This window comes from Pseudarthrobacter linnaei (assembly GCF_055412825.1).
The window spans coordinates 1-15,342 of record NZ_JBVAYX010000020.1 but is presented as its reverse complement, the minus strand read 5'-3'; the positions used below and the strand labels follow the sequence as shown (position 1 = coordinate 15,342).

At 66.0% G+C, this 15,342-nt stretch carries 16 protein-coding genes and 1 pseudogene; 12 read left to right on the top strand and 5 right to left on the bottom strand.

What is annotated here, in order from left to right; genetic code table 11:
* Position 1: 1 nt before the first annotated feature.
* Positions 2-1,168, bottom strand: a complete 1,167-nt coding sequence (locus ACZYZ3_RS15205) for a cytochrome P450 (RefSeq protein ID WP_463964647.1) — start codon at positions 1,166-1,168, stop codon at positions 2-4.
* 450 nt (positions 1,169-1,618) lie between these two features.
* On the opposite strand from ACZYZ3_RS15205, the gene ACZYZ3_RS15200 reads away from it, so the two are divergent.
* Positions 1,619-2,557 carry a 5'-3' exonuclease gene (locus ACZYZ3_RS15200; protein WP_463964690.1) on the top strand — a complete coding sequence of 313 codons (939 nt, stop codon included), beginning with the start codon at positions 1,619-1,621 and terminating at the stop codon, positions 2,555-2,557.
* Positions 2,558-2,732: 175 nt separating this feature from the next.
* Positions 2,733-4,202: an APC family permease gene (locus ACZYZ3_RS15195; RefSeq protein ID WP_463964646.1), complete on the top strand. Its 1,470-nt coding sequence runs from the start codon at positions 2,733-2,735 to the stop codon at positions 4,200-4,202.
* Between the two features lie 181 nt (positions 4,203-4,383).
* Here the strand turns inward: ACZYZ3_RS15195 and ACZYZ3_RS15190 are convergent, their stop codons facing one another.
* Both ACZYZ3_RS15190 and ACZYZ3_RS15185 read right to left on the bottom strand, forming a co-directional pair.
* Complete coding sequence (locus ACZYZ3_RS15190; protein WP_463964645.1) at positions 4,384-5,505, bottom strand: serine hydrolase domain-containing protein; 1,122 nt, start codon at positions 5,503-5,505, stop codon at positions 4,384-4,386.
* A gap of 113 nt (positions 5,506-5,618) precedes the next feature.
* Positions 5,619-6,722, bottom strand: coding sequence for a baeRF11 domain-containing protein (locus tag ACZYZ3_RS15185; RefSeq protein WP_463964644.1), 1,104 nt, complete (start codon positions 6,720-6,722; stop codon positions 5,619-5,621).
* Positions 6,723-7,101: 379 nt separating this feature from the next.
* On the opposite strand from ACZYZ3_RS15185, the pseudogene ACZYZ3_RS15180 reads away from it, so the two are divergent.
* The 4 genes and pseudogenes from ACZYZ3_RS15180 to ACZYZ3_RS15165 all read left to right on the top strand — a co-directional run.
* A pseudogene (locus tag ACZYZ3_RS15180) lies at positions 7,102-7,284 on the top strand (ferritin-like domain-containing protein); the annotation flags it as partial.
* Between the two features lie 77 nt (positions 7,285-7,361).
* Positions 7,362-7,667 (top strand): DUF1905 domain-containing protein, encoded by a 306-nt coding sequence (locus ACZYZ3_RS15175; protein WP_463964643.1) that lies wholly within the window; start codon positions 7,362-7,364, stop codon positions 7,665-7,667.
* A 99-nt stretch (positions 7,668-7,766) separates the two neighbouring features.
* A complete protein-coding gene (locus ACZYZ3_RS15170; RefSeq protein WP_463964689.1) occupies positions 7,767-9,032 on the top strand; it encodes an MFS transporter in 1,266 nt (421 codons plus the stop codon).
* 305 nt (positions 9,033-9,337) lie between these two features.
* Entirely contained in the window at positions 9,338-9,715 is a 378-nt protein-coding gene (locus tag ACZYZ3_RS15165; protein ID WP_463964642.1) for a VOC family protein, read from the top strand.
* Between the two features lie 64 nt (positions 9,716-9,779).
* On the opposite strand, the gene ACZYZ3_RS15160 is transcribed toward ACZYZ3_RS15165, so the two are convergent.
* Positions 9,780-10,253, bottom strand: coding sequence for an MFS transporter (locus ACZYZ3_RS15160; protein WP_463964641.1), 474 nt, complete (start codon positions 10,251-10,253; stop codon positions 9,780-9,782).
* A gap of 381 nt (positions 10,254-10,634) precedes the next feature.
* Between ACZYZ3_RS15160 and ACZYZ3_RS15155 the strand changes: the two genes are divergently transcribed.
* Together ACZYZ3_RS15155 and ACZYZ3_RS15150 are read left to right on the top strand one after the other, a co-directional pair.
* Positions 10,635-10,937, top strand: coding sequence for a hypothetical protein (locus ACZYZ3_RS15155; protein WP_463964640.1), 303 nt, complete (start codon positions 10,635-10,637; stop codon positions 10,935-10,937).
* A 102-nt stretch (positions 10,938-11,039) separates the two neighbouring features.
* A complete protein-coding gene (locus ACZYZ3_RS15150) occupies positions 11,040-12,503 on the top strand; it encodes a protein adenylyltransferase SelO (protein ID WP_463964639.1) in 1,464 nt (487 codons plus the stop codon).
* A gap of 29 nt (positions 12,504-12,532) precedes the next feature.
* Here ACZYZ3_RS15150 and ACZYZ3_RS15145 read toward each other — a convergent pair whose 3' ends face one another.
* Entirely contained in the window at positions 12,533-12,790 is a 258-nt protein-coding gene (locus ACZYZ3_RS15145; RefSeq protein WP_463964638.1) for a metal-sensitive transcriptional regulator, read from the bottom strand.
* Positions 12,791-12,921: 131 nt separating this feature from the next.
* On the opposite strand from ACZYZ3_RS15145, the gene ACZYZ3_RS15140 reads away from it, so the two are divergent.
* Genes ACZYZ3_RS15140 through ACZYZ3_RS15125 form a run of 4 tightly spaced genes read left to right on the top strand, consistent with a single transcriptional unit; the run spans position 12,922 to position 15,237 of the window.
* A complete protein-coding gene (locus ACZYZ3_RS15140) occupies positions 12,922-13,569 on the top strand; it encodes a rhodanese-like domain-containing protein (RefSeq protein ID WP_463964637.1) in 648 nt (215 codons plus the stop codon).
* Entirely contained in the window at positions 13,566-14,474 is a 909-nt protein-coding gene (locus ACZYZ3_RS15135) for a sulfite exporter TauE/SafE family protein (protein WP_463964636.1), read from the top strand. The genes ACZYZ3_RS15140 and ACZYZ3_RS15135 overlap by 4 nt, the downstream gene beginning before the upstream one ends.
* A 45-nt stretch (positions 14,475-14,519) precedes the next feature.
* Positions 14,520-14,816 carry a rhodanese-like domain-containing protein gene (locus tag ACZYZ3_RS15130; protein WP_463964635.1) on the top strand — a complete coding sequence of 99 codons (297 nt, stop codon included), beginning with the start codon at positions 14,520-14,522 and terminating at the stop codon, positions 14,814-14,816.
* A gap of 58 nt (positions 14,817-14,874) precedes the next feature.
* Complete coding sequence (locus ACZYZ3_RS15125) at positions 14,875-15,237, top strand: thioredoxin family protein (protein WP_463964634.1); 363 nt, start codon at positions 14,875-14,877, stop codon at positions 15,235-15,237.
* The last annotated feature ends 105 nt before the right edge of the window (positions 15,238-15,342 follow it).

Below are 15,342 nucleotides of genomic sequence, written 5' to 3'. Positions count from 1 at the left end.
ATCAGGCTGCCTGCCAGCTGGCCTGGAGCGTCTTCAGCCCGTAGACGATGGTGCTGTCCATCCGTTCAAGGTCCGCTCCGGGGGCGAGGCTCAGGCCGGGCAGCCGGGCCAGGGTTGCCTCCAGTGCGATCCTGGCCTCCAGTCTTGCCAGCGGGGCACCGAGGCAGAAGTGGATGCCGTGGCCGAACGCCAGATGCCGGGTCTGGCCGCGGTCGATATCGAACTGGGCTGCCCGCTCAAACTGCCGCTCGTCGCGGTTCGCGGAGCCGATCCACGCCACCACCGGGGCGCCGGCCGGAATCTCAACGTCGCCCAGGGTGGTGTCGGCAACGGTCACCCGGTACATGGACTGGACGGGGGACCGAAAGCGGAGCACCTCTTCAATCGCTGGGGGAAGCAGCGATGGTTCCTGCACTAACCGTTCGATGGTGCCGGGCACTTCGGTGAAACACAGAACCGCGTTGCCGATCAGATTGGTGGTTGTTTCGTTCCCGGCGACGAGCAGCAGGGCGCAGAAGCCCAGCAGTTCGGCCGCGTTCAGCTTCTGCCCGGCAATCTCGGCGGCGAGCAGGTTGCTGATCAAATCATTGCCGGGCCGCCTCCGGCGCTGTTCGATCAGGTCCAGGAAGTACTGGGTCATCTCCTGGTTGGTCGCCTGGTGGTCATCAGTCGCCGCTCCGGTCCGCGTCTGGCTGACGATGACGTCGGACCACTGCTTGAAGCGGTCACGGTCAGCGGCGGGTATGCCCATGAGTTCGGAGATCACGATGACCGGCAGCGGGTAGGCCAATGCCTGGATCAGGTCCGCTGTGCCGAGCAAAGCGATCCCTTCCAGAAGCCCGTCAGTGAGTTCTGAGATGCGGGGCGCCAGCGCGTCCACAGCTTTCGGCGTGAACGCCTGGGTCACCAGGGAGCGCAATTGCCGGTGCCGCGGGGGATCGGTGGTGATCAGGCTCGACGCGAACAGGTGGCCTGTCCCGGATGGCTCGTCGCCGCCCATTCGGGAGGAAAACCTGGCATGTTCGGAGAGCACCCGCTGCACGTCGTCATACCGGAAGGCATGCCAAGTTAAGGATTGCTCGTCGTAAAAGACGGGTGCGGTTCTCCGCATTCTCTCGTAATGGGGAAAAGGATCCAGCGCCTGCTCACTGGCCGGGGCGAAGTCCATGGCTGGCCTCCCTTGGTCAACCCGGCGATCTGTCGGCCTGGATGACCGTCGGGGCTCGAATTGATGGACCCGTGGAACCCAGAGTTTATTCGACGCCCACCCCTGGCGTCGAGGAGCTGACGTCGCGGCTGGCCCAGTTGTTGGCGGGCGAGGAGGTGGTGGTGCTGCTGGTCGGCGAACCGGCCGGCGGAGTTGCCGCTGCTCAACTTCCGGCTCAATGCCTGGTACCAGGGTCCGGTCGCGATCCTGGACGAACTTTACGTTGGTCCAGGCCTTCGTAGTCAGCGTCCGGCAGGGCGCGTTGGGGCACCCCGATTCTATGAAGCACGCGGCTTGACCACCGCCGAGCCAAACGGCGCAGAACCGATGCTGTATTACTACCTCGAGCCCTGAACGGCAGTCCGGTCCCGGGCGGGTTCTCAGGGAGGGTCTTCCGTGTCAGGATCAGGTATGCCCGACCGCCTGATGCTGCTTGACACCGCGTCGCTGTACTTCCGCGCCTTCTACGGCGTTCCCGACACGATCCGCCGCGCCGACGGCACTCCGGTGAACGCCGTGCGCGGGCTGCTGGACATGATCGCCCGGCTCACCACCGATTATGACGCGACGCACCTCGTGGCGTGCTGGGATGACGACTGGCGCCCGCAATGGCGGGTCGATCTCATCCCGAGCTACAAGTCGCACCGGGTCGCGGAAGTGGTCGCAGATGGCCCCGACGTCGAGATCGTGCCGGACGCGCTCCTGGAGCAGATCCCGATGATCCGCCGGGTGCTCAAGCGCGCCGGCATCGCCGTCGTGGGGACAGCCGGACATGAGGCCGACGACGTCGTCGGCACCTACGCCAGCCGCGCGCAGCGGCCCGTCGACGTGGTGACCGGCGACCGCGACCTGTTCCAGGTCGTGGACGACGCCCGTCAGGTGCGGGTGATCTACACCGCGCGGGGCATGAAGAACCTTGAAGTCCTCACCGAAGCGGTCGTCGTCGAGAAATACCGTGTGCTGCCCGGGCAGTACGCCGACTACGCTGCCCTCCGCGGCGACACCTCCGACGGGCTGCCGGGCGTCGCCGGCATCGGTGAGAAGACCGCCGCCTCGCTGCTTGGCGAGTACGGCACCCTCGACGGGCTGCTCGCGGCGGCGGCGGACGCTGGAAGCGGGCTGTCCGCGTCCGTGCGGTCGAAGCTCGCCGCGGCCACGGACTACCTCGCGGTCGCGCCCGCCGTCGTCAACGTCGTGCGCGACCTTGAGCTGCCGACGCTGGAGGAGGCGGGCGCGCAGCTGCGACCCGTCGCCGGCGATTCGCGCGCTGAACTTGAGCGTCTCGCGACCGAATGGAACCTCGGCGGCTCGGTCAGCAGACTTCTCGAAGCACTCGACCGGCGCCGCTGAGGGGAGGCTGCCCTTCTAAATCACAGCGACGGAACGGGTGTTCCTGCCCGATCCCGGCGTGACTCTGGCTGTTGCCAAAGCGACAAGGGAGGGCCAAGGTGAAGTAGGTCACATTGAGATCGGGCGTCCGGCCGGGGTTCATCAGCGCGCCGTGTAACTGTTGCGGAGGTCACGCATGAGCACGACTGAAGACAAAGTGTTCGACGCAACTCCCGAAGGTGACACACCCGAACTCAAGCGGGTCCTGGGACCGAAGCTCCTTCTGCTGTTCATCGTCGGTGACATCCTCGGCGCCGGTGTGTACGCCGTCACCGGAACCATGGCCGGCACCGTTGGCGGCATCGTCTGGCTGCCGTTCCTGCTCGCCTTCGTCGTCGCTACGCTGACCGCCTTCTCCTACCTTGAACTGGTCACGCAGTACCCCCAGGCGGCCGGTGCTGCGCTGTACACCCACAAGGCGTTCGGTATCCACTTCGTGACCTTCCTGGTGGCGTTCGCCGTCGTCTGCTCCGGTGTCACAAGCGCCTCCACATCCGCGAACGTGCTCGCCCAGAACCTCTTTGGGGGCTTTGAAGTCAACGGGTGGATTGGCATGCCCGGACAGGGAGCGGTCACCGCCGTCGCGATGGGCTTCATGCTGCTGCTGGCGGCGATCAACCTGCGCGGCGTGGGCGAGAGCGTGAAGTTCAATGTAGTCCTGACCCTGGTCGAGATGACCGCCCTGTGTATCGTGATCGGCGTCGGCTTCTTCGTGATGGCCCAAGGAACCGGAAACCTCGGAGAGATCACAGTCTTCACCGACTCCCAGGACAAGGGCCTGTTCCTGGCAGTCACCGCCGCCACGTCCATCGCGTTTTTTGCCATGGTCGGCTTCGAGGACTCGGTGAACATGGTCGAGGAGACCCAGGACCCCGAGCGGATTTTCCCCCGGACGATGCTGACCGGTCTCGGCATCGCGGTGATCCTCTACATGCTGGTGGCCGTGTCCGTGGTCACCGTGCTCTCGCCCACCGAACTCGAAGGGATCAGGGAGGCCGAGGGCGCCGCGCTCCTTGAGGTCGTGTCCAAGGGCTCACCGGATTTTCCGATCGACAAGGTTTTTCCGTTCCTCGCGGTCTTCGCGGTCGCCAACACCGCACTGATTAACATGTTGATGGCCAGCCGGCTGATCTACGGCATGGCCCGCCAGGACGTCCTGCCGCGGCCGCTGGGAAAGGTCCTCCCGGGACGCCGTACACCCTGGGCCGGGATCGTTTTCTCCACCGTCCTCGCTCTGGGGCTCATCTTGTACGTCACCAGTGACCCGGACAGTAACGTCGTCGCGAACCTCTCCGGCACCACGGCGTTCCTGCTGCTGTGCGTTTTCACCGTGGTGAATGTGGCCTGCCTCGTGCTCCGCGGCAAGAGGGACCCCAACCGCAAGGTGTTCTTCACCTCGCCCGGGCAGTTGCCGGTCGTCGCTGCCCTGCTGTGTGCTTTCCTCGCCGGTCCGTGGGTCGGCCGGCCCGTCATTCAGTACCAGATCGCCGGGGGGCTGATGGCGGTCGGCGTCGTGCTGTGGTTCATCACGTGGTTGATTACGAAGCGGACCAACACCGGGCCGGGCGCGCTTGTCGGCATCCAGAACGTCGGCAAGGACGAGTAGCTTCCACGTCTCCCCGTGCAGGACGTCCGCGCTTCCGCCCAGACGGCCGGCTCCTGCCTCTTCCACGTGTGGCTGGTGGCGGGGAGCTTACGACGGCGTGGCTCGCCTCAACGTTGGTGGCCCGGCTGCGAATCCGGCGCCGGCGTGCACCAGCTTTGGGTACCGTGGCCTAATGCGGCGATTACGACCATGGCGCTGATGCCAGAAGCGCGAACAGCGGCTCGAAACCGTACATGCGGCTGCTGTTGCTCATAACAACGATGCCGAGACCGAGGCCGGGGTAGAGGCGCATGACGTTCCAGAAGCCCGCGCCGGCGCCGAAATGCTCCACCCACTGCCCCGGGGTGGCCGCCGGCCGGCGAAACCAGCCGGTTCCGTGGTCGAACGGCTTTCCCGCCTGGTCAATGGTGCGCATGCTGCAGGCCGATCCGGGGGAGAGGACCCGCGTTCCGTCGATCTCGCCGTCGCGAAGGTGCAGGCGAAGGAATCTGCCCGCATCCAGGACGTCGCCCACCAGGCCGCCGTAGGCGGGTCCGTCCACGTAGAAGGGGTTCAATGACAGGTACGGCCCGCGACGGTCCCCGGAAATACCGCCGGGCAGGAGGCCGCGCAGCATGGGATCCACGATCCGGGGTGCCTTGACGTAACCGGTCGCCTTGACCGCGCCGCCCTGATAGCGGAACCCGGTGTGTTCCATGCCCACAGGCCGCAGGACGGACTGGCGGACATAAGCCTCGAACGGCATCCCGGACGCGGCGGCCATGACCTGTCCGACGGCAAGGTAGCCGACATTGGAGTACCTGGCACTCTGCCCGGCCGGGTACCGGTAGGCGCGGCGCCGGCCCATGAGACGGCGGAGCAGTGCCTCGGGGCCCGGCGGATCCGCGTCGGCCGGGTGCACCCAGCGGATGGGCATCGGGTTGCCGAAACCGGCGGTGTGGTTGAGTAACTGTCCCACGGTCGGCGCCGTTGTCCCGGGCACCCGCAGGTAATCGACGTACTCGCCAACCGGGGCCTGGAGATCCAGGCGGCCTTCGTCACCGAGCCGGACTGCAGCCGTCGCGGTCACGATCTTGGACATCGAGAACCACAGGTACGACGTCGAGGCTGTCGCCGGGGTATGTGCTGCGCGGTCGGCGAGGCCATATCCGGCGGCGAGGAGCACACGATCGCGATTGAGCACGGCAATGGAGAGACCCGGGATGGCGCCCTGGCGCATCATCGTGGTGACTGCCGCCGTCACGCCGTCGGGCGGTCTGCCCGCGGCGATATTCTCGCCCGGGTTGTTGCTATCAGTCACCATGGCTTATTCCCTTTGACCTGGGTGCGCAAGGTCTTCACGCTATCTGACCGGCCGGCGGCCCGGCCGGGCGTCCCGGCCGCTGCCACCTCCCGTCAAACCGAACAGTGCTGGCGTCAGATGGCGTAGCGAAGAACTCCGGCAGCCTGCACATTCTCCGGCATATCGGACCGTCGCACCGCGAGCACGCGGGCACCCGTTCCGAGCGCCCGACGGGCAATTTCCTCGATCGCATCCTGGCCCGTATCCGCATCCAGGCTGAGCAGGCCATCGTCTCCGACGGAACCTTTGACCTCTGCATCCATGTCCACGAGGAGGGTAGCAACAGCACCGAAGGCAGCCGCCCGTGCCAGATCGCTGAGGTCCGTCGAGGCACGCCCGTTGGTGCGGCGCTCTTCGAAGGTCTCTTGCAGCGCAACGAGATCGGCGGCGTAGATCCGGTCGAGCACACGGCGCGCCGCATCCGCCAATTGGGCCGCGGTCAGTTCGTCGGGGTTCCCCTCGATGACCTCTGACGCGAGGTGTGCGTAACCTGAGAGGTTGCGGTAGATGCTCCTGAGCGGCTCCGTCGCAGCGATAACCAGCGGCAAGGACTGGCCGTTCAGAACGGGACGAAGCGCGTGGTCGACGGACCGGGCGTACTGGGTTAGCCGCACCTTGCGTCCCTCGTCGCCCTGCAGACGCCCGGAGGGGGCGCGGCCGCCGATGGAGTCGAGCCCGACAGCACTCGCGGCATCACTGGGCATGCCCGGCACGGTGATTTCTTCGGCCGGCCGGTCGGCCGAGACTTCCACGAGGCGGACCCCGTTCTGGGAGATCGCGAGCACCAGCGCCGCGTTCGGGAAGGTCAGGGCCCGGAGGAGCGGGGTAATGGCGAATCGATCGGCCACGCTGACATGGTCTTCGAGGTCGTTGGGCAATCGGAACTCAAGAACCGACGTCGGCGTCGCGAAGATGGCCAGGCTGCGCCCCATGTCGAACCAGAATTCCGGGGCTTCCAGCAGCTCGTTGAGAAACATTTCTATCGCGGCGACCGGTTCTTTGCCTCTCCCCTCACGGAGCTGAGCAATGGCGGATCCGAACAAAACACGCGCCCTGGTTTGGTTCTTCTCCGAATCGGCCGGGACGCTGCTCGTCGAAAGATAGACTGTGACGCTGTGCGGATCGCGTGCGGCCGCCAGGCGCTCCACGTCGTATCGGGTCGGCATATCAATGTGCATGGTGTGCTCCTTGGCTATCTCTCCGGTGGGTCCATGATGAGAGCGGATGCTGCAACTGCCCGATGCTGACTGTCCGGCTGAGGGTCAGCATGACCCTGATCAGCCCAGCTTCAGACCCCCGGATGTCGGTGTCAACAGACGGCGGAAGTTGTGATGTTTGCGGGCCACCGGGCAGGAGCCCACGGTCTCACCCTCTTGTGGGCCCCAAGATTTGACGCAGAGCAACAGGGTCTTGACGCGGAGATCCCAAACGGGGACGCTCGGTTCAGGCCCTCCGGTGGTTCCGGGCCAGCACAGGCACGGCGCCCCTGGTCCACACCCTTGAACACCGACCTGAGGAGAGCTCCCATGGGCCCCCAATTCAACGAGCAGCTGGCCCAAGGAACCGCTGATCCTGGCCCTCGCCCAGGAGGTTGAGGTCACGGACCGCATCAAGGAATTGTTTGCGGCGGCCCGGGCGGAATATGACCCGCTGGGTGAACAGTCCATGCTCTGGTTCCTTAAGGAACAGGTCGAGGAGGTGGCATCGATGTCCACATTGCACAAGGTCGCACGCCGGGCCAGGAAGGCGGCAACGGGGGACCCTCCGACACGCAAACGCCCGGGAGTCGCCGGCGTTCACTCTAGGCTCCGTCAAGAATGGCGCTGAGCTACGCCTTCACGGCGACCCTGTGGCACTATCCGGGAGAAGCAGGCTGGCACTTCCTCACCCTTCCGGAAGAACTTGCAGCCGAGATCAGGGAGGACACGGCAGCGTTCCGTCGCGGCTTTGGCTCCGTTAAAATCACGGCCACGGTCTCCGGCCACAATTGGTCCACTTCACTCTTTCCCGACAGCCGAAGCGGAACCTATTTGTTGCCCGTCAAAAAGGCCATCAGAACGGCGGCCGGACTCGAGGCAGGGGACCAGGTCACGGTTCACTTTGAAGTGCCCGCGCCCGGCTGAGTACCACCGGATGCAGTCCCTGTTCCTCTGGCGCCCGCCGGCGAAGGAGACAAGAATGGGCCCGTGTCCCCCTCTCGCCCTGACAGGGACGGCCCTCCGATGAACGCCGCCGCCCGCACGATCCAGCGCATTTACCTCACGCTGACGCTGGGCAATACCCTCGCGGCCTCGTTTATCTGGGGGATCAACACCCTCTTCCTGCTGGATGCCGGGCTCAGCAACCTCGAGGCGTTTGCTGCGAACGCGTTTTTCATGGCCGGTATGGTGCTGTTCGAGGTCCCCACCGGGGTGATTGCAGACGGGTGGGGGCGCCGCGCCTCGTTCCTGCTTGGGACCGTGACCCTGGCCGTCTCGACCTACCTCTACTACGTGCTCTGGCAACTTGCCGCCCCGTTCTGGTGGTGGGCGGTGGTGTCGGTTTTGCTCGGTCTGGGATTTACGTTCTTCTCCGGCGCGGTCGAAGCGTGGCTCGTCGATGAGCTGCGGTTTTCGGGCTATGAAGGCGGACTGGAGACGGTCCTCGGGCGGGGACAGATGGTCTCGGGCGTAGGGATGCTCGTCGGCTCGGTAGCCGGCGGTGTGATCGCGCAGGCCACCAACCTCGGTGTGCCGTTCCTGCTGCGCGTGGGTGTGCTGCTGGTGATGTTCGTCGTGGCCTTTGCCCTGATGCGCGACGTCGGCTTCACCCCTGAACGCTCGGCCCATCCTCTTCGGGCAACCCGTGCCGTCCTCACCGCCTCGATCGAAAACGGATTGAAAAATCCGCCGGTACGCTACGTGATGCTGGCAGCGCCGTTCACTGCCGGCGTCGGGTTCTACGTTTTCTATGCCCTCCAGCCCTACCTCCTTGAGCTCTTCGGCGACCCGCGCGCCTACTCCGTGGCAGGCCTGGCGGCGGCACTCGTGGCAGGGGCAGACGTGCTCGGCGGTTGGCTGGCGCCCCGCGTCCGGCGCCTCGTCCGCAGACGCACGACGGTGCTGATTCTGAGCAGCATGATGAGTGTCTTGATTCTGGTCGTTCTCGGGTTCACCCGGGTGTTCTGGGTGGCCCTTGTGCTGCTGGCGGTCTGGGCCGTGGTGTCCTCGGCGGGGACTCCGGTGCGGCAGGCTTACCTGAACGACATGATCGCCTCGAAGCAGCGGGCGACGGTGCTGAGCTTCGACTCGCTTATCGGCTCCAGCGGAGGCGTCGTGGTGCAGCCGGTGCTTGGCCGGGCAGCCGACGTCTACGGCTACCCTGCCTCGCTGGCCATCGGCGGAGTGATCGAGTTGATCGCCGTGCCCTTCCTGCTGGCGAGCCGTCGGCAGCGCCACCGGTCCGACCAGGCCAACGCCCCGACCAGCACCACGGACTCGGGATCCTAGGCGTCCTCGTTGGTGCCGTCACCCGCCAGCCGCCCCGAAGTTGCCTCCGTGCCGTCGGCGATTTCAGACGGTATTGACTCCCGCAGCCCCGGGCCTACGATAGTGCGCATCAGCACCGTCGAGGAGCAGATGTGTGTTGTCCATTGCCGATGCTGAGCAAGTTGGTGACCGGGGGCGCGAGGCCCGGGGTCAGCCCGACGGGCCGGGTGCGCCGAGTTGCCGGCGGACGTCGATTACATCGTGGATGGCAGCTGGGGTGACCCCCCGGAACCTGATCAAGTCTGATCAAAGAGGGAGTAACAATCATGCTGAAGGATCTCGAAATTAATGCAGTCCTCCCCGCGAAGGACATCGCCCGAGCGAGAGGCTTTTATCGTGACGTGCTGGGACTGGAGCCTGCCGACGCCATGGACGAGGAGAATCTGCTGTACCGCTGCGGCAAGGGAACGGCGTTCCTGCTCTACAAGACCGACAACGCAGGATCAGCGAAAAACACCCAGATGGGCTGGGGAACAGACGACATCGAAGCCGAGGTGAAGGATCTACGCGGCCGCGGTGTCGTGTTCGAGGAGTACGACTTTCCCGGTCTGAAGACTGAGAACGGGATCGCTTCTACTCCGGTGGGCAAGGCCGCGTGGTTCCTGGACAGCGAAGGCAACATTCTGAATCTCTTCCAGCGCTAGAAGCGCCGGCCATGAGTGCGCCGTCACTGCGTCATTGGGGGACTCCGCAGGGACGGCGCACTCCTCACGCTACCGGCCGTGTGCAGACTCTCCCTGCGTCCCGACGGCCTCCTTTAGTGCGCCGCGGAGCTGCGTATCGGGAATGGACCGGGACGCCGGAGGACAGCGGCCCCAACCCGAAGCCCATCAACAGCATCGGGCTGGCCACAATGCCGGCATTTGCCCCGGGGTCCATTCCCGCCACGAGGATGAGGATGCCGACGATCAACAGCATCAGCCCCAGGCGGACGACACGGCGTGGGTTGGCACGCGGCCAGACCTTGGGGATTCCGGCGGCGGCCAGAATCGATGCCACTGACACCGGGAAAATCCGGATTCCGGTTTCCAGCGCGCTCAACTCCAACACGACCGACAGGAACAGAAAAATGGTGAAGAACGCCCCGGCCTGCACGAGGAATTGAGCGAAGAAGACGCTGAGCCCGCCGGTGAGACGCCGGTTCCGGAACAGCCCGGGGTCGATCAGGGGATCGCCGCCCACTGCGGCAGGGTGCGATGTCCGCCGCAGGAACGCCGTACACCACCATTCCCAGTCCCACGACCGACAATGCGGACCCCACAAAATCGAGCCGGACCTGGGCATAATCAGTGCGCACCGAGGCCCTTCAGGAGGGACCAGCCCAAGAGCACTCCAAGGTTAGGAGCAAGTGCCGTGGTGAGTGCCCTTGCGGCATAGATGATCACACCGTGCCAGCACTGCCGGGACCAGTCTTGACCGCGTCTTTCCGCCCGCGATGTTCTTTTGCGCCTCCTCGGGCGGCCGCAGGGCCACGCCCGAAATATCACCCTGCCGATGCCTTACCTGCCGCGGCCTTCCGGGCCTACAGTGGGGCATGTACAGGCCGTCGACAGGAGTGCCCCAGTGATTACCCTGCAGATCGAACACCAGGTCCGGGACTTCGGCATGTGGAGGAGGGCCTTTGACAGTGACCCCCTGAACCGCGCCGCGTCGGGCGTGCGGTCGTACAGGATCTCACGTCCCCTCGACCAGGAGGACTACGTGATGCTGGAGATGGATTTCGATACGCAGGCAGCTGCCGTGGATTTCCTCGGCCGGCTGCAGAACGACACCTGGAAGACAGGTGTGACGGCACCGGCGCTGGTCGGTGAGCCGTCGACCAGGATCATCGAGACGGTCGCCATCGAGACGGTGTCCGCCTTCTAGGCCGGCCGTTCCACTCCCGCGACTGAAGGTTTGGCTCGTCGCGGCGGGCCGACGGCCGGGTTGAGCCGAGCGCACCACCGCGCCGCAGGATATTCTTGGCATATGACTGCCGCAGCCCCCTCAAACGTTGCCTTTGACGGACGCTTTGCCCGGGAGCTCGCGGAAATGGCCATACCCTGGCAGGCGGAGGAGGCACCTGAGCCGAGGCTCCTCGTGCTCAACGAGGCGCTGGCCGCAGAACTGGGCCTGGGCGCCGACTACCTGCGGGGCTCGGACGGCGTACTTCTGCTGATCGGCAACCTCGTCCCCAGCGGCGCTACTCCTGTGGCCCAGGCCTACACCGGCCACCAGTTCGGCTGGTTGGCCCCCCGGCTCGGCGACGGCCGCGCGCTTCTGCTCGGTGAGATCACGGACGCGTCCGGCCACCTTCGCGATGTCCACCTCAAGGGTTCCGGGCGCACACCGTTCGCCCGCGGCGGCGACGGCCTGGCGGCGGTCGGTCCGATGCTGCGGGAGTACATCGTGAGCGAAGCGATGCACGCCATGGGCATCCCCACCACCCGGTCCCTCGCGGTGGTGGCGACGGGGCGCCCGGTATTGCGCGAAACCATGCAGCCGGGGGCAGTGCTCACACGGGTCGCCTCCAGCCATCTGCGCGTGGGCAGCTTCCAGTACGCCCGGGCCACGGGCGACCTGAACCTCCTGCGCCGCCTTGCCGATCATGCGATCGCCCGTCACTACCCCGGCGCCGCGGAGGCCGCGCAGCCCTATCTCGCACTGTTCCAGGCGGTGGTCGCTGCCCAGGCGTCGCTGGTGGCCCGGTGGATGCTGGTGGGTTTCGTTCATGGCGTCATGAACACCGACAACATGACCATTTCCGGCGAGACCATCGACTACGGGCCCTGCGCTTTCCTGGACGCCTTCGACCCGGCCGCGGTCTTCAGCTCGATCGACGAGACCGGGCGCTACGCGTACCGCAACCAGCCGGTCATGGCGGAATGGAACCTCACGCGGCTCGCGGAGTCGCTGCTGCCCCTCTTCCATGACGAGCAGGAGCAGGCGGTCACCCGGGCGCAGGAGTCCCTCGCCGCGTTCCGGCGGCAGTACGGCGCGGCCTGGGCCGCCGGCATGGCGGCCAAACTCGGTCTGCCTGACGGGCTCGACGACGACCTGGCCTCGGCTCTCGTGGACGAGGCGCTCAGCCTTCTCCAGGAGGGCCGTGCTGACCACACACTGTTCTTCCGGAGCCTCAGCGCGGCCGCCCGGGGCGACGCCGAACCGGCGCGGAGCCTGCTGCCTGATCCGTCAGCGTTCGATGCGTGGGCCGCACGCTGGATCGCCCTCGGCCCCGACGCTGACGCGATGGACCGGGTCAACCCCGCCTACATCCCGCGCAACCATCTGGTCGAGGAGGCACTCGCCGCTGCTACCGGCGGCGATCTGGAACCGCTCGGACGCCTTCTGGAGGCAGTGACCGGGCCGTACGACGAGCGCCCCGGCCTGGGGCGCTACGCCGCCGCCGCGCCCGAAGACTTCGGCGCCTACCGGACCTTCTGCGGAACCTGAGCCGCGGGGAACCCGCGATGGCCGGAGCCTCAGGCGAGCGAGAGGAAGAGCTTTTCCAGCTCCTTTGTGTTCATGCTTGAGTCCTTCCGGACCGCGCATTGCTCCAGTCCGCTGGCAATGATGGCGAAGCCTGCCCGGTCCAGGGCTTTCGAGACGGCGGCCAGCTGCGTGACGGTGTCCTTGCAGTCGCGTCCTTCCTCCAGCATCCGGATGACGGCCCCAAGCTGCCCTTGAGCGCGCTTGAGCCGGTTGATGGCGGGGGCGAGTTCAGCTGAATCAAGGTCCATGGGTGTCTCCAAAGGTAGGGCTGGCTATCCTCAAGGTTATACCCCCATGGGTATTTTTGACTACCCCCAGGGGTATCTGCAATACTCGGTAGGGTATTCAGTTTTTGTTAGCCCGTCTCGAAAGGACACCCATGACGCCCTCTTCCACTTCCTCCGCCCAGGCTTCTTCCCCCGCACAGGCGGTCACCTCGCTGGCGCCGGAGACGCTGCGCAGCTGGTTCCAGGAACATAAGGACCTCATCGTGATTGATGTCCGTTCGGCCGCTGAGTTTGAAAACATGCACATCCGCGGCTCCTACAACGTCCCGCTGCCGCTGCTCTCCGAGCACACCGACGAATTGGCCGCGCGTCTGGGCAGCCGCGTCGTGCTGGTCTGCCAGTCGGGAGCGCGGGCCGAGCAGGCACGGCAGCGCCTGGGTGGCGCGGGTATCGGCACCGCCTATGTCCTGGCGGGCGGCGCACCCGGATTCGCTGAGGCAGGCGGAGACGTGGTCCGCGGCAAGTCGCGCTGGGACCTCGAACGCCAGGTCCGGCTCGCCGCGGGTTCCCTCGTGGTTCTGGGCCTTGCCGGAGGCAAGTTCGTCTCGCCGAAGATCCGGTTCCTCGCCGGAGCCATCGGCGGCGGACTGACCTTCTCAGCCGCCACGAACACCTGCGCCATGGGCCAGGCCATCTCTGCCATGCCCTGGAACAAGGCCGCCCAGGAGCCGACCCGCGAGTCCGCCATCCTGCAGTTCCCCGTTGCTGCTTCCGTGACCCCGGAGTCCAAGGCCTCATGACCACAACGCTGATCCTCGTTCTTGCCCTGTCGGTGCTCATCGGGCTGTCGCTCGGTGTGCTCGGCGGCGGCGGATCCATCCTGACGGTTCCGATCCTGGTCTACGTGGCCGGATTCGAAGCCAAGGAAGCGATTGCCGCCTCCCTGTTCGTGGTCGGCGTAACCTCGGCCGTCAGCGTCTTCAGCCACGCCCGGGCCGGACGCGTCATGTGGCGCACCGGCCTGCTGTTTGGCGCTGCCGGCATGGTCGGCGCCTTCGTGGGCGGTCTACTGGGCGGGCACATCCCCGGCCAGATCCTGCTTATCGCGTTTGCCCTGATGATGGTGGCCACCTCGATCGCCATGATCCGCGGACGCAAGAAGAAGGCTGGCTCGGGCACCGAGGCGCCCAAGCACACTGAACTGCCGCTGTTCCGCGTCCTGCTCGACGGCCTCGTCGTCGGCCTGGTCACCGGTCTCGTCGGTGCCGGCGGCGGATTCCTCGTGGTCCCGGCCCTGGCGCTGCTCGGCGGCCTGCCAATGGCAATCGCCGTCGGAACCTCGCTCGTCGTGATCGCGATGAAGTCCTTCGCGGGCCTGGCCGGTTACCTCACCACCGTGGAGCTGGACTGGGGGATCACGCTGGCAGTGACGGGTGCCGCCATCGTGGGCACCCTGATCGGGTCCAAGCTCGCCGGTCGCATTCCGGAAGCGGCCCTGCGCAAGGGCTTCGGCTGGTTCGTGCTGGTGATGGGCGCGTTCGTCCTCATCCAGCAGGCCCCCGTGGATCTGCGCGGACCGATCGCCCTGGGTGTTGCCGGAACCGCGCTCGTCGCGGCAGCAGTCTGCTGGTTCTTCGTCAGCACCTGCCCGCTGCGCAGTTCTAACCGCACCACCAGCGAAGACTCCCAGCCCACGTCGGTCTGACCTAACCGGCCACCCACAGTCAATCCCGAAACGAAAGGCATCACCATGGCAGAAATCAGCATCACCGAAGCAGACCAACGCCGGAACAAGGCGCAGGTCCTGGACGTCCGCGAGGACTCCGAAGTCGCCGAAGGAATGATCCCTGGAGCAATCCACATCCCCATGGGCGAGCTGCAGGCCCGCCTGTCCGAGCTGGACGCCAAGGTCCCCGTTATCGCCATCTGCCGCAGTGGCAACCGCAGCGCCCGTGTGGCGGATGCCCTCAATGCCGCGGGCTTCACCGCAGACACCATGGATGGCGGCATGATCGCATGGACCCGCGCGGGCCTGCCGACCACCTGATCCGTCCCTGAACAGCAGTTCCCTCTCACCCCACGACCCGGAGGAATGGAAGATAGTTATGGCAACCATCGACATCACCGAAAAGACTCTCGCCGAAACGCTGGAAACCAACGACATCGTCTTTGTCGACTTCTGGGCCGGGTGGTGCGGCCCCTGCCGCATGTTCGCGCCCACCTATGAAGCGGCCTCGACGAAGCACCCGGATGTCGTCTTCGCCAAGGTGGACACCGAAGCCGAGCAGGCCCTGGCGGCTGCGGCGGGAATCACCTCGATCCCCACCCTGATGGCCTTCCGCGACAAGACCCTGGTCTTCTCCCAGCCCGGCGCGCTCAACGCCGCCGGCCTCGAGGAAGTCATCGAGGGCGTCAAGAACCTGGACATGGCCAGCGTGCGGGCCCAGGCAGTACAGCCGCAGGGCTGACCGGGCGCCGCCCTGCTGGCGCCAATCCGCCGGTAACCCGCTGGCGCCAATCCGTTGGCGCCAGCTCGCCGGTAACCCACTTGCAGGATACCCCCGGGGGTATTA

Excerpts from the sequence above, each read along its gene's own strand:
- ACZYZ3_RS15205 (WP_463964647.1), bottom strand. The coding sequence starts at position 1,168 with ATGGACTTCGCCCCGGCCAGTGAGCAGGCGCTGGATCCTTTTCCCCAT.
- ACZYZ3_RS15200 (WP_463964690.1), top strand. The coding sequence starts at position 1,619 with ATGCCCGACCGCCTGATGCTGCTTGACACCGCGTCGCTGTACTTCCGC.
- ACZYZ3_RS15195 (WP_463964646.1), top strand. The coding sequence starts at position 2,733 with ATGAGCACGACTGAAGACAAAGTGTTCGACGCAACTCCCGAAGGTGAC.
- ACZYZ3_RS15190 (WP_463964645.1), bottom strand. The coding sequence starts at position 5,505 with ATGGTGACTGATAGCAACAACCCGGGCGAGAATATCGCCGCGGGCAGA.
- ACZYZ3_RS15185 (WP_463964644.1), bottom strand. The coding sequence starts at position 6,722 with ATGCACATTGATATGCCGACCCGATACGACGTGGAGCGCCTGGCGGCC.
- ACZYZ3_RS15175 (WP_463964643.1), top strand. The coding sequence starts at position 7,362 with ATGGCGCTGAGCTACGCCTTCACGGCGACCCTGTGGCACTATCCGGGA.
- ACZYZ3_RS15170 (WP_463964689.1), top strand. The coding sequence starts at position 7,767 with ATGAACGCCGCCGCCCGCACGATCCAGCGCATTTACCTCACGCTGACG.
- ACZYZ3_RS15165 (WP_463964642.1), top strand. The coding sequence starts at position 9,338 with ATGCTGAAGGATCTCGAAATTAATGCAGTCCTCCCCGCGAAGGACATC.
- ACZYZ3_RS15150 (WP_463964639.1), top strand. The coding sequence starts at position 11,040 with ATGACTGCCGCAGCCCCCTCAAACGTTGCCTTTGACGGACGCTTTGCC.
- ACZYZ3_RS15145 (WP_463964638.1), bottom strand. The coding sequence starts at position 12,790 with ATGGACCTTGATTCAGCTGAACTCGCCCCCGCCATCAACCGGCTCAAG.
- ACZYZ3_RS15140 (WP_463964637.1), top strand. The coding sequence starts at position 12,922 with ATGACGCCCTCTTCCACTTCCTCCGCCCAGGCTTCTTCCCCCGCACAG.
- ACZYZ3_RS15135 (WP_463964636.1), top strand. The coding sequence starts at position 13,566 with ATGACCACAACGCTGATCCTCGTTCTTGCCCTGTCGGTGCTCATCGGG.
- ACZYZ3_RS15130 (WP_463964635.1), top strand. The coding sequence starts at position 14,520 with ATGGCAGAAATCAGCATCACCGAAGCAGACCAACGCCGGAACAAGGCG.
- ACZYZ3_RS15125 (WP_463964634.1), top strand. The coding sequence starts at position 14,875 with ATGGCAACCATCGACATCACCGAAAAGACTCTCGCCGAAACGCTGGAA.